Below are 13,597 nucleotides of genomic sequence, written 5' to 3' on the forward strand. Positions count from 1 at the left end.
CTCGTCGGGCTCATAACCCGAAGGTCGTCGGTTCAAATCCGGCCCCCGCAACCAACATCATAAACACCCTCAAGGGTGTTTTTTTGTTTCTGCGATTCGCAAAATCTTATACCTGATTCAGGGAACGGCTAAGCGCCGCTCCCTCACCTTCTCAGCCCTTCGGCAACACAATATTGCTCGCCGCCAGCATCCCCATTTCGTGATACATCGCGCAGGCCGCTTCAACGATCGGCATCGCCAGCGCCGCGCCGCTGCCTTCTCCCAAACGCATTCCCATATTCAGATAGGGCTCCAGCTCGAGATGCATCAGCGCCGTACGCGCCCCCTTCTCCGCCGAATAGTGCGACGGGATAAGATAGGGTTTCACCTGCGGCGCAATTCGGCACGCCGCTAGCGCCGCTGCGTAGGAGAGGAAGCCATCGAGCACCACCGGCAGACCGCAGGAGGCCGCGCCCAGCATCACACCCGTCATCCCCAATAAATCAAAACCGCCCACTTTTGCCAGCACGTCCAGACCATCATGCGGATCGGGGCGGTTAACGGCGATGGCCCGTCGTACCACCTCAACTTTATTGCCGACCTTCGCCAACGGCAGATTAGCGCCAATTCCCACCACCTCCTGGGCATCGCTGCCGGTCAGGACGCTGACGATTGCCGCCGCCGGGGTGGTATTGGCCATTCCGAGCTCCCCGACGCCAAACAGCGTGACGCCATCCTCCGCCAGCCCCCGGGTATAGCGCATCACCTCTAGCAGCAGCTCTTCCGCCTGGCTGCGGCGCATTGCCGGACCAACGGCGATATTGCCGCAGCCGCGCGCCACGCGCATGTTGATGACGCCCGGTATCAGCTCGGCATCGATTCCAACATCAATCACGTGCACCTTCGCGCCCGCCTGCGCCGCCAGTACGCAAACGCCGGTTTTGCCCAGCGTCATATTCGCCGCCTGAATTGCGGTCACCGCTTTTGGCGAAATGGCGACCCCTTCGTCCCACACGCCGTGGTCGGCGCACATCACCAGCAGCGCCTTTTTTTTCACCTGCGGCACGCCTTCAAGACCGGGCATACCCGCCAGCTGCACGGCAAGATCTTCAAGGCGTCCAAGGCTTCCGGGCGGTTTCAGCAGACCATCAATATGAAGTCGGGCGCGCGCCATCGCGTTTTCATCAGGCGCAGGGATCGCGCCCAGTAGAGAGGTTAAGCTTTGCATAGAGGTTCTCGTCTTGTTGGCTGACTCATAGCAGAGCCAGCAGGAAGAATAACGCCCGTTACGGCGCGCCTGGCCTATTTGATTTTTACGCCAATGCCCGACACCACCAGCCACACCTCGTCTGCCGCCGCCGCAAGGCGCTGGTTGACGCGTCCGGCGATATCGCGGAAATGGCGGGCAAGACGGTTCTCCGGCACAATCCCCATCCCTACCTCGTTGGTCACCAGCACCACGCGGGCCGGGCAGCGCTGGCAGGCGGCAATCAGTACCGCGATTTCGGCGTCGATCGCCCGCTCCATCGCCGCATAATCCCAGCCGTCCGGCGAGCTGTCGCCCCCCAGCGCAAACAGCAGGTTGGTCACCATGGTGGTGATGCATTCCAGCAAAATCGCCTCCTCTGGGGCGATATCCGGGGTGATCAGCTCATCAAGCTGCTGCCAGCGCTCGGCGGTGCGCCAGTGCGCGGGCCTGCCGTCGCGGTGGTGCTGGATCCTCGCCGCCATCTCGTCATCAAAGACCTGCGAGGTGGCGATATACAGTACCTGCGGCGCATGGGCGATCAGCGCTTCGGCATGGCGGCTTTTACCGCTGCGCGCCCCGCCGGTCACTAAAGTCAGCATACGGGCTCCTGATGTTGGCGCATGATGGCGTAGATTTTTTCGATATCAATATGCTGACGCATCGCGTCCGCCAGCAGATCGAACTGGCGCGATTTATACTGCGCATACTCGAAATCGCTATCCAGCGCCGCCAGCCCTTTACGCTGGCGCAGGCCGTTAACCAGCGCGCGGGTAAATGCATCGCTATCGAACAGGCCGTGCAGATAGGTGCCAAACGCCAGGCCGTCATCGCTGACCGCGCCGTCCGCCACGCTCAGGCTGCCTTTATGTAATTGCATCAGCGAACGGCAGCCGTCGCGCAGCTCGGTTTCGCCCATATGAATTTCGTAGCCGCTTACGGTCAGCCCCGCCGTCGCCGCCAGCCACGCCGGCAGCGCTGTTGCCAGGGTCGCCGTTACCTGGGTCGTCGTCTTGCTTTGCGCAAAGTGGGTGACGGTATTTAGCAACCCCAGCCCCGGCTGCGTGCCAAGCCCCGACTCTACCTCATCGATAATGGTTTCGCCGAGCATCTGATAGCCGCCGCAGATCCCCAGCACCGGTACGCCCTGACGCCGGGCCTGCAGTACCGCATGCGCCATGCCGCTCTCGCGCAGCCAGCCGAGGTCGCCGAGCGTATTTTTACTGCCCGGCAGGATCACCATATCCACGCCCGCCAGCTCCTGCGGCTGGCGAACATAGCGGACGCGGACGTCCGGCTGCGCCGCCAGCGCGTTGAAATCGGTAAAATTGGAGATGTGCGGCACCTGAATCACGGCAATCTCAATATCGCGCCTGTCGGTGCGCAGATATTTCCCTTTTTGCAGCGCGACGCCGTCCTCATCTTCAAGATCGACATCCAGCCACGGCATGACGCCGAGCACCGGGACGCCGGTGAGCGCTTCTATCTGCTCGATCCCGGAATACAGCAGCGCCACGTCGCCGCGAAATTTATTAATAATCACGCCCTTGACCCGCGCGCGCTCGCGATCGTGCAGCAGCGCGAGCGTGCCGTAGATAGAGGCGAATACGCCGCCGCGATCGATATCCGCCACGAGGATCACCGGGCACTGGGCCATCTCGGCCATGCCCATATTGACGATGTCGCGATCGCGCAGATTGATCTCCGCCGGACTTCCTGCCCCTTCCAGCACCAGCACATCATGTTCGGCGGCCAGGCTGTTATAAACCGCGAGGATCTGTTCCCGCAGGCGCGGTTTATATTCGTGATAGCTCACAGCGTCCATATCGGTCGCCACCTTGCCCATCAGCACCACCTGCGCTTTGCGGTCGCTGGTTGGCTTAAGCAGCACCGGGTTCATGCGCACATCCGGGATAATACCCGCCGCTTCGGCCTGGAAAATCTGCGCGCGGCCCATCTCTTTGCCATCCGGCGTGATACCGGAATTAAGCGCCATATTCTGCGATTTAAACGGCGCGGTGCGCTGTCCGTCCTGATAAAAGATGCGGCACAGCCCCGCGACCAGCACGCTTTTGCCGACGTCAGAAGCGGTGCCCTGTAACATAATTGCCAGCGTCATGACGCCTCCTTCATCGCGTTGCTTCGCATCCGCGTAAAAAATTCTTCTTCGGTTTTACACAGCGGCAGCCCGAGCTGCGCGTGCAGTTTCACCAGCCACGGCTGGGTGAGCCCGGCCTGGGCCATCAGTTCGCTGCGGGCAAACACCTCCCCGGGTTCGCCGTGCGCCAGCACTTCGCCGCGGCGTAACACGTAAACCGCATCGCTGATTTCATAGATCAGATCGATATCGTGGCTGGAGATCGCCACGTGGTTGCCCCGATCGGCAATACGCTTAATGATGTCGATCATCTGCGCGCGTCCCGAAGGATCGAGACCCGCCGTCGGCTCGTCGAGCAGTAAATAGCGCGCCTGCAGCACCAGCGCGCCGGCTATCGCCACGCGCTTTTTCTGCCCGTGGCTCAGGCACTGAATCGGCTGGTGACGAAACCCCTGGGCATCGACGAGAGTCAGGGCATCGTCCACCCGGCGGGCAATTTCCTCTTCCGCTACGCCCAGGTTCCGCAGGCTAAAGGCGATATCGCTGTCGATATCGGTATAGAAAATCTGCTGGTCCGGGTCCTGGAAAACGGTCGCCACCTGCTGACGCAGCGCCAGCAGGCCGCGCTTGCTGTAGTCCAGCGGTTTTCCTTGCCATAGCACCGCCCCGCTCTGCGGGCGCAGCAGACCGCTCAGGTTCATAAACAGCGTGGATTTTCCGCAGCCGTTCGCCCCTACCAGTCCGGTCACGGCGTGATGGGAAAAATCCAGCGTCAGCCCCTTCAGCACCGGCTCGTCCTGATAGCGAAACCAGAGATCGGTCGTGGCAAGCATACTTATCCTTAAAGGTGAAAATCACCCTGATACAGTTTGATATCCAGCGTGGTGCTCATCTGCTGGTAGCGAATCATCACCCGGGTAAACAGCAGTCCTACCAGCATCGCCAGCGAACGATAGCCCTTCGGCACGCTACGGTAGCCAAAACGTAATGTTTGCGCACGGTGAATCGCCAGCGCTTCGTCTAAAAGAATAAAAATAAAACGCCAGGTCAGCAGGATTTGCTCGGTCAGCAGCCGCGGTACCCGTCCGCGCTTGAGCAGCAAAATAAGCTGCGGGAACGGCAGATTCAGCACCAGCCAGAAGGTGGACGCCAGCGCCGCCAGGCTGCGCCAGAAGGTCTGATTGGCGGTCGTCAACCCCTCCGACGTCATGCCCAGCCAGACGCTGCCCAGCGGCAGGCTCACCAGCAGATCCTGCGGATTGCGGCTAACGCTGAACAGAATAGTCAGCACACCGATCAGCAGGAAGCCAAACGGCAGCGCCATCCAACGGCACCAGCGCCACGGCGAGACCCGCAGCAGCCAGCAGGTTAAGGCGGCAATCAGCGCCATTTCGATACCCTGCCCCAACGGAGGCAGGGTAAAAGCCAGCACCATCAGCAGCAGCCAGAACAGGAACTTGCGCTCCGGTGCGACGTGAAACCAGCGGCTCTGATAGCTGAGTCGGTCAAACCCGGTCATCACGGCGCTGTCTGCCTTTGCTGTAGCCCAGAATATAGAAAATTACCGCCGCGCCGAGAGAGCCCTGGAGCGTAAACAGCAGGCTCTCAATTTCTCCGCTAGCCGGTTCGTACAGCGGCTGGAACCACGGCTCATAATGCGGCGCGACCACCTGAATCTGGCTCTCCGCCTCGCCGTCTGAACCGCCGAATTCGCCGCCGTGATCGACAAAGAACGGCAGGATCACCAGCGCCACCACCATGGCGAACAATATCAGCGTCTTTTTCATGTTAATGCCCCTGTGCGGTAATCAGCTGACGTTTGGTCAACTGGTCGTAGATCATGACGGTTAACAGTCCTTCAGCAATGGCGATCGGGATCTGCGTCAGGCAGAAGATCCCCATAAACTTGACTATCGATCCGGTCGCGCCGGCGGCGGGATCCGGAAAGGCCACGCCGAGCTGTACGGAGGTGACAAAGTAGGTCACCAGATCCGCCAGCATCGCGCAGAGAAACACCCCGACGTCGCGGCGAATGCCCGCGCGGCAGGCCATTTTCCACACCATATAGCCAACCACCGGCCCGATGACCGCCATCGACATCCCGTTCGCGCCGAGCGTCGTCAGCCCGCCGTGCGCCAGCAACAACGCCTGGAACAGCAGTACGATGGCGCCAAGGATCGCCACCACGCCAGGCCCGAAGAGAATCACCGCCAGGCCGACGCCGGTCGGGTGGGAACAGCTGCCGGTTACGGAAGGAATTTTCAGCGCCGAGAGGACAAAAATAAACGCCCCGCACAGCGCCAGCAGCACCTTCTGATTGTTATCTTCCTGCACAATGCGGCGCAGGCGCACCAGCCCGTACCACAGGCAGGGTAAAAACAGCAGCCACCATGCCAGGGCCCACATCGGCGGTAAAAACCCCTCCATGATGTGCATCGCGAAAGCCTTTTCGGGAACCACTATCAGCAATAGCGCCGCAGCTAACCCGCTGAAAGACAGCTGTTTTAGCTGTTGTTCAAGTTTCATTCTGCATACTCCCACTGTTTATTGACCAGAATGGTCGAGAAATAGGGCAGCGGCTGGTCGTCGCTGACGTCATTGAGATGGCGCCAGCACTGCTCGCCCGGCAGCGTGGCTTCAGACATCATCAGCGCGGCATCCAGCAGACCGTTTTTCGCCAGCAGCGCTTTGATGCGGGGAAACCGCCCGTACACTTTCATCAGCACCAGGCTTTCATGCTGGCGCAGCGCCTGCTCGATTTCCGTTTCCGGCGCGGTGCAGGAGATCACTGCCAGCGATTGCTGCTCCATGGCCAGCGGCGTTTTTGAACGCGCGGCAATGGCGGCAAAAGAGGTGACGCCGGGAACAATCTCCAGCCACTCCGGGCAGCCGATACGCTGGAGTAAGAACACCCAGGTGCTGAACAGCATGGCGTCGCCGAGGGTAATAAAGCCGACCTGCTTGCCCGCTTCCACTTCCTGAACCAGCGCGGCGGCAACCTCATCCCACACCGCCTCTTTTTCCGCGCTGTCGGCGCTCATCGGGAAATGGCAGCAGCGTACTTCGGTCCGTTCGCCGATATACTCGCGCACGATGGAGAGCGCGAGGCTGTCGCCGCCTTTACGTCCGGCGGGCGCGTAGAGAATGTCCAGCGTGCCCAGCACCCGCGCCGCGCGCACGGTGATCAGGTCGGCGGCGCCAGGGCCGGTACTTAAGGCATATAGTTTGCCGCTCATGCCGCCTCCTCCATTGCCAGGCTCAGCGCCTGCTGCAGGTGAGCGACGAACATTGCGCGCACCGCCGGATTCTCTCCCAGCCCGTTCAGCCAGGGCGTCGCCGTGATACCGGCGGCGTTGAACAGCGTTTTCCAGGAGTCCTCTTCGTCCGAGGCCATATCGTTAATGGCGTGATCGCCGGCCACCAGCATCAGCGGCATCAGGTGTACGCCCTTCACCCCCTGCTGGCGCAGGCTATCGATAAGAATATCGACTTCCGGATAGCTCTCGACCGCGCCGACCCGCGCCGGAAATCCCTTCGCCGTCATCATATGATCCAGACAGGCGTAGGCGGCGAAAGCGTGATGGCTGGCGCCGTGGCCCATAAAGACCACCGTTTCATCGGCAGCAAGCGGCGGCATCTGCTGGCGCAGCGCCTGCATCAGCTGGACATAATCGTTATGGCTGCTCAGCAGCGGCGCCCCCAGCGTCAGGCGGAGGAACAGCGGGCGCAGGCTTTGCACTTCGCGGACGATCTTTTCATACTCATCGCCGTTGATAATGTGCAGCGACTGAATCGCCACATCCTGGTAGCCCTGCTCGGCCAGCTTCTGCAATGCCTGCAGCGGCGTATCAATCTCGATACCGTCGCGCTGTTTGAGCTTGCGGATAATCATCCCGGAGGTGAAGGCGCGAAACGTGTCGCGGTCCGGACAGCTGGCCGCCAGCTCGCGCTCGCAGGCGACGATGTTCTTTTCACAGGTGTCGGGATAGCTGGTGCCAAAACTGACCACCAGAAGCGCTTTTTTCATTTCTGACTCCTTAAGCAGCGGCCAGCCAGCGCGATAAGCGCCGGGCAAAGGCAGCCTGACTTTCCAGTAACTCTTCACCCGTCACCAGCGGCGCCGGGCGCGTAATCACGATGCAGGGGATACCGGCATCCAGACAGGGTTGTACTTTTTCCTGATAGCCGCCTTCGGCGCCGGAGGCTTTGGTGATCACCACGTCGGCCCGGCACTGGCGGTAGAAAGCGGCGTTGAACGCGGCGCTGAACGGCCCGCACAGGGCGAAAATCTCGCCTACGCCAAACCCCAGCGCGGCGCATTGCGCGATGACATCGGCGACCGGCAACACCCGGGCCAGCAGCGTTTTGTCACCTAATCCCGCCCGCCAGCGCGCCAGATCTTTACTTCCCGTGGTGAGCAGCACGCGCTGGCCGAAACGCCGCGCCACCTCGCAGGCTTGTTCAATGCTCTCCACGGTATAGAGCAGCGGATGCGTCAGGCCGCTCAGCTGCTCTGGGCGCTGATAGCGGCTCAGCAGCACGCCGGCGGTTTCACAGGCCCGGACGATATTGCGGCTTACCGCTTCGGCGTAGGGGTGCGAAGCATCGATCACCCAGCGGGTCCGGTTAGCCTTCAGCCAGGCGATCATCTCCTCCAGCTCGAGGCGCCCGCAGCGCACCTGGCCGCGAATATCCCCCGCCAGCTGCTGACCGGTGGGCGTCGCCACCGACAGGGTGTAGGGGACCTGCGCCGCGTCAAGCTGCTGACACAGCGCCCTCGCGTCGCTGGTTCCGCCCATCACCAGCACCTCGCCGTGGCTCACAGCACGTAGCCTCGCGGCGTGATCATCAGGCCATCCTGGATATACGTCGCTTTGTTGCCGACGATCACCAGGCTGGTCATATCGACCGGTGCAAAATCCATCTCCCCCAGGGTAGTCAGCCATTTCTCCTGTTTTTTACGTCCGGCGGATTTCACGACTCCCACCGGGGTCTGCGCGCTTTTACTGGCCGACAGCAGCTCAAAGGCGCGCGCCAGATGGCCCTCGCGGCCGCGGCTGCGCGGATTGTAAAAACAGATGACGAAGTCGGCTTCCCCGGCGGCGACAATGCGTTTTTCAATCACCGGCCACGGGGTCAGCAGGTCGCTGAGGCTGATATGGCAGAAGTCGTGCATCAGCGGCGCGCCCAGCAGCGAGGCGGCGGCAATGCTGGCGGTCATCCCCGGGATCAGGCGGACTTCCACATCCAGCTTCTGCTTGCTGACCAGTTCGAGCACCAGTCCGGCCATGCCGTAAATACCGGCATCGCCGCTGCTGATCAGCGCCACGTTATGCCCGGCCTGCGCCAGCTCAATCGCCGCCTGGCAGCGCTCAATCTCTTTGCACATTCCGGTTTTGATCACCTGCTTATCGCCGGTAAAGGCTTTCACCAGGTGCGTGTAGGTCTTATAGCCAACGACGATTTCCGCCGCCTGCAGCGCTTCAATGGCCTCCATGGTCATCATGGACTGCGAGCCAGGGCCGATTCCGATTACGCTTAACATCAGTGTGAAACTCCCAAAGTAATAGTGACGCCCTGTTCGCGCAGGGTTTCGCCTAACAGTTGCCCATGGCTCAGCAGCCAGGCCGCCGGACCGGATACGCTCCCCACGCCGACGGTTTTTCTGACGAACGATGAAGCGGGAAAGTGATGCTCATGCTCGCGCAGGGCATCAGCGGGAAAGGTTTCGAACGGTACGCGACAGCAGGAAGCCAGCTGAATCAGCCCCTGCTCGTGCTTCTTCAACGTGACGCTGCCGATAGCTTTCAGCGCCAGCGGATCCAGGCGCTGCGCCTCAAGCTGGCGCGCCAGCAGCGCCGCTAATAGCGGGAATGGCGTATCGCGGCGGCAGCCAATTCCGGCGACCACCCGCTGCGGCACCAGTTTCCAGTGCGGCACGGCGATCGGCGGCAGTTCGTTGCGCAGCGTGACGCAGACCAGCGCATCCAGCTCGGGAAGCTGGTGCAGATCGGCCACGGTGATAAACCCCCGCCGGTCGCAGTGGCGGACGTCTTCATCCAGCTCTTCGTCCCACCACAGACCGACGCGCTGATGGCTGACCAGCATCTGGTTGACGGTTTTCACCGCCGCGCGGAAGTCGCTCATCCGGGCATTAAGCTGGAATGCCAGCGTATCCAGGGCCGCCAACTCGTTGACGTCGGTGGCGGTGGTGATCACCGGGTCGGCGCCGAGCATCCCGGCCAGATAGCGGCTGAGGGCATTCGCGCCCCCCGCATGGCCGGAAAGCAGGCTAATGACGTGCTGGCCACGTTCGTCGATCACCACCACGGCCGGATCGCTGAACTTATCATTGACCAGCGGGGCCAGCACGCGTACCGCGATCCCGGTGGCGCCGATGAAAATCAGCGCCGAATAGCTGCTGAAGGCCTCCCGCGCGGCGCTGGCAAAACCGTTTTCAAAGGGGAGAAAACCCTCTTCCAGCAGCTTCTCGCTGGTAAAGCAGGTTAACGGCAGCATCGTCGCCAGCCGTTTCGCCAGCCGAACGCCCCCTGGCGTCAGGCAGAAAAGTGCGATTGATTCAGGCTTTACGGTATTCATGGCTAAAGTCCGCCGCGTAGAGTTTTGAGTAGTGATACTCAGAGCCCAGGAAATTCCCGACCAGAATGAGCGCCGTTTTGCGGATCCCCGCCTCGCGTACCTTGTCGCCGATATCCGCCAGCGTACCGCGTACGGTCTGGCTTTCCGGCCAGGTCGCTTTATAGATCACCGCCACCGGCGTGGTTGCCGGATAGCCGCCTTCAATCAGGCGCTCCGCTACCCGGTGAATGCGCTGCACGGAAAGGTAAATCGCCATTGAAGTCTGGTGGCTGGCAAATGATTCAAGCTGCTCGCGCGCCGGCACCGGCGTGCGCCCTTCAAGGCGGGTGATGATCAGGCTCTGGGAGACTTCCGGCACGGTGTACTCGACGCCCAGCTCCGCCGCCGCGCCCAGAAACGCGCTGACGCCCGGCACCACCTGCCAGTCGATACCGCGTTTGGTCAGCTCTTCGCCCTGCTCGCGGACCGAGCCATACAGCGACACGTCCCCGGTCTGTAAACGCACTACCGTTTTCCCGGCTTTAACGCCGGCTTCCATCAGGTCGAGAATTTGCTCCAGATGCAGTTCGGCGCTGTCGTGACACTCGGCGCCGGGCGGACAATACTCCAGCAGCTCGGTGTTTATCAGCGACCCGGCGTAGATCACCACCTGGGCCTGCTGGAGCAAGCGGTAGCCCTTGAGGGTAATCAGCTCACGGTCGCCCGGCCCTGCGCCAACGAACCACACGCTACGGGGGTCAAATGTCTCAGCCATGGTTTTCTTCCTTCTGACAGGCGATAACAAAAACGGGATTATTCGGTTTGAAATAGTGGCCGCTGCCCAGCGCGGTCAGCGATGAAACGTTCAGCAGCAGGCAATCAATCTGTGTAATCCCCCGCTGCTGCAGATAGTCGAGAGCCGCGTTCAGGTTCTCCTGCAGGATAAAAGTCATTACCAGACGGCCGCCGGGATAGAGCTGCTGCCACGACCAGTCAATCAGTTCGTCGAGACGGCCGCCGCTGCCGCCCATAAAAATGGCGTCGGCCCGCTCGGTAATCACCATCGGCGCTTCACCGGGCAGGATCTCAATATTGCCGCAGGTGAAATGCTGGCGATTTTCGTCCAGCAGCCGGAGAGCCGCGGGGTTGCGTTCGATGGCGGTTACCTGCAAAGAGGGATACTGCAGCGCCGCCTCAATCGACACGCTGCCGGTACCGGCGCCGATATCAATCAGGTGGCTTGCCCGGTGCAGTTCAAGTTTGGCCAGCGCCAGCGCGCGAACCGCTTCTTTGGTCATCGGCACCTTCTCGCCGCGCAAAAAAAGCTCATCTTTCATCGAGGATCACCACCGCGTTCATCTCATATTCGGCATCGACCTCACTGACCGGTAGCCAGTGGATCCGCTCGTTATCCATCGCCAGATTTTCGCCAATCACCATCCAGCGATACCCTTTACCCCGCGCCGCCAGCTGGGCGGCGATTTCCCGCGGCCCGCAGCGCCCGTCGGTCACCATCGCCACCTTGCGCTGACGCGCCAGCTCATCAAAACAGACATCTCGCCCGTGGCTGCTGGTCAGCCAGATATCGTTCATATCAATACCGGCCTTCGCACAGAGATACTGCACCGCGCTGATGCCGGGAATAATGCGCACGCGATCGATGCCAAAGTGGGCTATCAGCCGCGTGCCGATCCCGTAAAAGAGCGGGTCGCCTGAGGCCAGCACCACCACCTTCTGCGCTGCGCGTTCGCCGAGCCAGACCAGCAGTTCGGCAATATTGGCGCCCAGCGCAAACCGTTCGCCGCGAAATCCGGGGAACTGCTGCAAATGCCGCTTACCGCCTACCAGCGCATCCGCACTGGCGACCGCATCTTGCGCCGCCGGCGTCATCAAATGCAGGCCTGACGGCCCCATGCCAACCACCGTTAACATGACATCTCCCGCGCAATCTCGGCCACCGGGCGATTGCTGCCGAGGACCTTGTTATCAAAGGAGAACATGATGGCGTCGCAGACGGGCGGCGTTTTGGTAAAACGCAGCATCTGCATCACCCGCAGGCAGATGCGTTCAGCAAGATGGTTATAGATAGGCTGAAAACCGTACGCGTCAATGTGCTCCATCGCCGCTTCGGTGGTATCGCATTCGCTCACCAGTTGCAGCAGCGCCAGCGGCGCCCCCAACAGCGCCAGATGCGCGACCAGCGTTTCCATGCGCGCATCGGCGATATGGCTGTGGGTATGGAAGATCCCGGCGGCGACTTTAATCAGCTTGCCGGGATGGCCAATCAGCACAATCTGACGGAACCCGAGGCGGACGGCCTCTTCAATCATGTAGCCGACGAAGTTGCTCATGGTGACCACCACCTGCGAGTCGATGCCCATCTGCTCGCGTACGAAGCGTTCACCGTGGTTGCCCGGCACCAGCACCACCCGCTCCAGCCCCGCCGCGCGCTTAATTTCCAGCTCCAGCGACAGCGAACGCTTCCAGCTCTCTTCCGACATCGGCGTCACGATACCGGTGGTGCCGATAATCGAGATACCACCCAGGATCCCCAGCCGCGAGTTATAGGTTTTCTGCGCCCGCTCCTCGCCCTCCGGGGCGAAAATCTCTACCGTCGCCCCGCGCGACGGGCCTATCGCTTCGCGCACCGCCGACTCAATGGTGTGGCGCGGGGTGCGGTTTATCGCCGGGCTGCCGATAGGCAGGCCGATTCCTTTACGGGTGATGGTGCCGATACCTTCGCCGCCGCGCAGGGTTATCTCGCCGGAGTCGTCGAGCGTCACGCGGGCGAAAATCAGCATGCCGTGGGTGGCGTCAACGTCATCGCCGCCGTCTTTACGAATCGCGGCGATCGCCTGCTGCCCTTCGACGTGCGGTGATTCGACGTTAAGACACAGGGTGACGCCGGAAGGAGTCACAATGGAGACCTGATGAATGAGGTGCTGGCGCATCACCATCAGCGCCGCGACCTTTGCCGCCGCCGTCGCGCAGGATCCGGTGGTATAGCCTTTACGCAGCGCCTTGCCGTTGTGCCACACCGGGGCGTCGAAGGATTGCTCGCTCATCTCGCCCCCTGTAAGTGGTACAGAATGGCGTTGACGATAGCGGCGGCGACGTTGCTGCCGCCTTTACGACCCAGCGCGGCAATGCCCGGCAGGCCGCTCTGCGTCAGGGCGTCTTTCGACTCCGCCGCGCCGACGAAGCCGACCGGCACGCCAATCACGCCGTTGACCGCGACATCATGCTCCAGCAGACGAAACAGCGCGGTGGGCGCATTGCCGAAAACAAACACCTTCTCGCCCTCTTCGGCAACCGCAATATCGACCGCCGCCATCGAGCGGGTCATCCCCTGCGCTTTGGCCTCCGCCACCACGCGCGGATCGCTGATATAGCAGCGGCACTCGCCGCCGAATTTCGCCAACAGAGTTTTATTGATCCCGGAAAGGGCCATGGTGGTATCGGTATAAAGCGTGCAGGGCTGGCTCAGGGCGGCGCTTAAGCGAGGAAGCACGTCGGGAGAAAACCACAGGATATCCAGCCAGTCAAAATCGGCGGTGGTGTGGATCACCCGCTTGATAATGGCTTCGTGTAGCGGGCTGGCAAAGCGGTAGTCCGGGCGGGTCTGCGCAATAATGTCGCCAATAATGTCGAAGCTTTTCGCCTCAATCGCCTGCGGTTGCTGGATATAGTGCATT

General features: G+C 61.4%; 17 protein-coding genes. All 17 read right to left on the reverse strand.

All coding sequences use genetic code 11. The features are described from left to right. Nucleotides 1-151: 151 nt before the first annotated feature. Nucleotides 152-1,207 (reverse strand): nicotinate-nucleotide--dimethylbenzimidazole phosphoribosyltransferase, encoded by a 1,056-nt coding sequence (cobT, locus tag ABLV75_RS21505; protein ID WP_004105084.1) that lies wholly within the window; start codon nucleotides 1,205-1,207, stop codon nucleotides 152-154. A gap of 74 nt (nucleotides 1,208-1,281) precedes the next feature. Next, nucleotides 1,282-1,827 carry a bifunctional adenosylcobinamide kinase/adenosylcobinamide-phosphate guanylyltransferase gene (gene cobU / locus ABLV75_RS21510; protein WP_004105085.1) on the reverse strand — a complete coding sequence of 182 codons (546 nt, stop codon included), beginning with the start codon at nucleotides 1,825-1,827 and terminating at the stop codon, nucleotides 1,282-1,284. Beyond that, nucleotides 1,821-3,344, reverse strand: a complete 1,524-nt coding sequence (locus ABLV75_RS21515; RefSeq protein ID WP_004105086.1) for a cobyric acid synthase — start codon at nucleotides 3,342-3,344, stop codon at nucleotides 1,821-1,823. The genes cobU and ABLV75_RS21515 overlap by 7 nt, the downstream gene beginning before the upstream one ends. Next, the gene (locus tag ABLV75_RS21520; protein ID WP_004105088.1) at nucleotides 3,341-4,156 is read right to left on the reverse strand and encodes an energy-coupling factor ABC transporter ATP-binding protein; all 816 of its coding nucleotides are present in this window, start codon (nucleotides 4,154-4,156) and stop codon (nucleotides 3,341-3,343) included. Before ABLV75_RS21520 ends, ABLV75_RS21515 begins: the two co-directional genes overlap by 4 nt. An 8-nt stretch (nucleotides 4,157-4,164) precedes the next feature. Then, on the reverse strand, nucleotides 4,165-4,842 hold the full coding sequence (locus tag ABLV75_RS21525; protein WP_004105090.1) for an energy-coupling factor ABC transporter transmembrane protein: 678 nt from the start codon (nucleotides 4,840-4,842) through the stop codon (nucleotides 4,165-4,167). After that, nucleotides 4,829-5,110, reverse strand: a complete 282-nt coding sequence (locus ABLV75_RS21530) for an energy-coupling factor ABC transporter substrate-binding protein (protein ID WP_004105092.1) — start codon at nucleotides 5,108-5,110, stop codon at nucleotides 4,829-4,831. The genes ABLV75_RS21525 and ABLV75_RS21530 overlap by 14 nt, the downstream gene beginning before the upstream one ends. 1 nt (nucleotide 5,111) lies before the next feature. Next, on the reverse strand, nucleotides 5,112-5,849 hold the full coding sequence (cbiM, locus tag ABLV75_RS21535) for a cobalt ECF transporter S component CbiM (RefSeq protein WP_004105094.1): 738 nt from the start codon (nucleotides 5,847-5,849) through the stop codon (nucleotides 5,112-5,114). Beyond that, a complete protein-coding gene (locus ABLV75_RS21540; RefSeq protein WP_004105097.1) occupies nucleotides 5,846-6,559 on the reverse strand; it encodes a cobalt-factor II C(20)-methyltransferase in 714 nt (237 codons plus the stop codon). The genes cbiM and ABLV75_RS21540 overlap by 4 nt, the downstream gene beginning before the upstream one ends. Continuing rightward, complete coding sequence (locus tag ABLV75_RS21545) at nucleotides 6,556-7,350, reverse strand: sirohydrochlorin cobaltochelatase (RefSeq protein ID WP_004105099.1); 795 nt, start codon at nucleotides 7,348-7,350, stop codon at nucleotides 6,556-6,558. Before ABLV75_RS21545 ends, ABLV75_RS21540 begins: the two co-directional genes overlap by 4 nt. Nucleotides 7,351-7,360: 10 nt before the next feature. Further along, nucleotides 7,361-8,146 (reverse strand): cobalt-precorrin-6A reductase, encoded by a 786-nt coding sequence (locus ABLV75_RS21550; protein WP_004105100.1) that lies wholly within the window; start codon nucleotides 8,144-8,146, stop codon nucleotides 7,361-7,363. Next, nucleotides 8,143-8,868: a precorrin-3B C(17)-methyltransferase gene (locus ABLV75_RS21555; RefSeq protein ID WP_004105101.1), complete on the reverse strand. Its 726-nt coding sequence runs from the start codon at nucleotides 8,866-8,868 to the stop codon at nucleotides 8,143-8,145. The genes ABLV75_RS21550 and ABLV75_RS21555 overlap by 4 nt, the downstream gene beginning before the upstream one ends. Next, entirely contained in the window at nucleotides 8,868-9,923 is a 1,056-nt protein-coding gene (gene cbiG, locus ABLV75_RS21560) for a cobalt-precorrin 5A hydrolase (RefSeq protein ID WP_004105102.1), read from the reverse strand. Before cbiG ends, ABLV75_RS21555 begins: the two co-directional genes overlap by 1 nt. Further along, the gene (locus tag ABLV75_RS21565) at nucleotides 9,904-10,677 is read right to left on the reverse strand and encodes a cobalt-precorrin-4 methyltransferase (RefSeq protein ID WP_004114994.1); all 774 of its coding nucleotides are present in this window, start codon (nucleotides 10,675-10,677) and stop codon (nucleotides 9,904-9,906) included. Before ABLV75_RS21565 ends, cbiG begins: the two co-directional genes overlap by 20 nt. Beyond that, nucleotides 10,670-11,239, reverse strand: coding sequence for a decarboxylating cobalt-precorrin-6B (C(15))-methyltransferase (locus ABLV75_RS21570; RefSeq protein WP_004105104.1), 570 nt, complete (start codon nucleotides 11,237-11,239; stop codon nucleotides 10,670-10,672). The genes ABLV75_RS21565 and ABLV75_RS21570 overlap by 8 nt, the downstream gene beginning before the upstream one ends. Further along, nucleotides 11,229-11,834: a cobalt-precorrin-7 (C(5))-methyltransferase gene (locus tag ABLV75_RS21575; RefSeq protein ID WP_004114996.1), complete on the reverse strand. Its 606-nt coding sequence runs from the start codon at nucleotides 11,832-11,834 to the stop codon at nucleotides 11,229-11,231. The genes ABLV75_RS21570 and ABLV75_RS21575 overlap by 11 nt, the downstream gene beginning before the upstream one ends. Next, entirely contained in the window at nucleotides 11,828-12,967 is a 1,140-nt protein-coding gene (gene cbiD, locus ABLV75_RS21580; protein ID WP_004114997.1) for a cobalt-precorrin-5B (C(1))-methyltransferase CbiD, read from the reverse strand. The genes ABLV75_RS21575 and cbiD overlap by 7 nt, the downstream gene beginning before the upstream one ends. Beyond that, nucleotides 12,964-13,596, reverse strand: coding sequence for a cobalt-precorrin-8 methylmutase (locus tag ABLV75_RS21585; RefSeq protein WP_004105109.1), 633 nt, complete (start codon nucleotides 13,594-13,596; stop codon nucleotides 12,964-12,966). The genes cbiD and ABLV75_RS21585 overlap by 4 nt, the downstream gene beginning before the upstream one ends. Between the last annotated feature and the right edge of the window lies 1 nt (nucleotide 13,597).

The sequence above is a fragment of the Klebsiella sp. CN_Kp066 genome (assembly GCF_040065135.1).
In the GTDB taxonomy this organism is placed as follows: Bacteria; Pseudomonadota; Gammaproteobacteria; order Enterobacterales; family Enterobacteriaceae; genus Klebsiella; species Klebsiella oxytoca.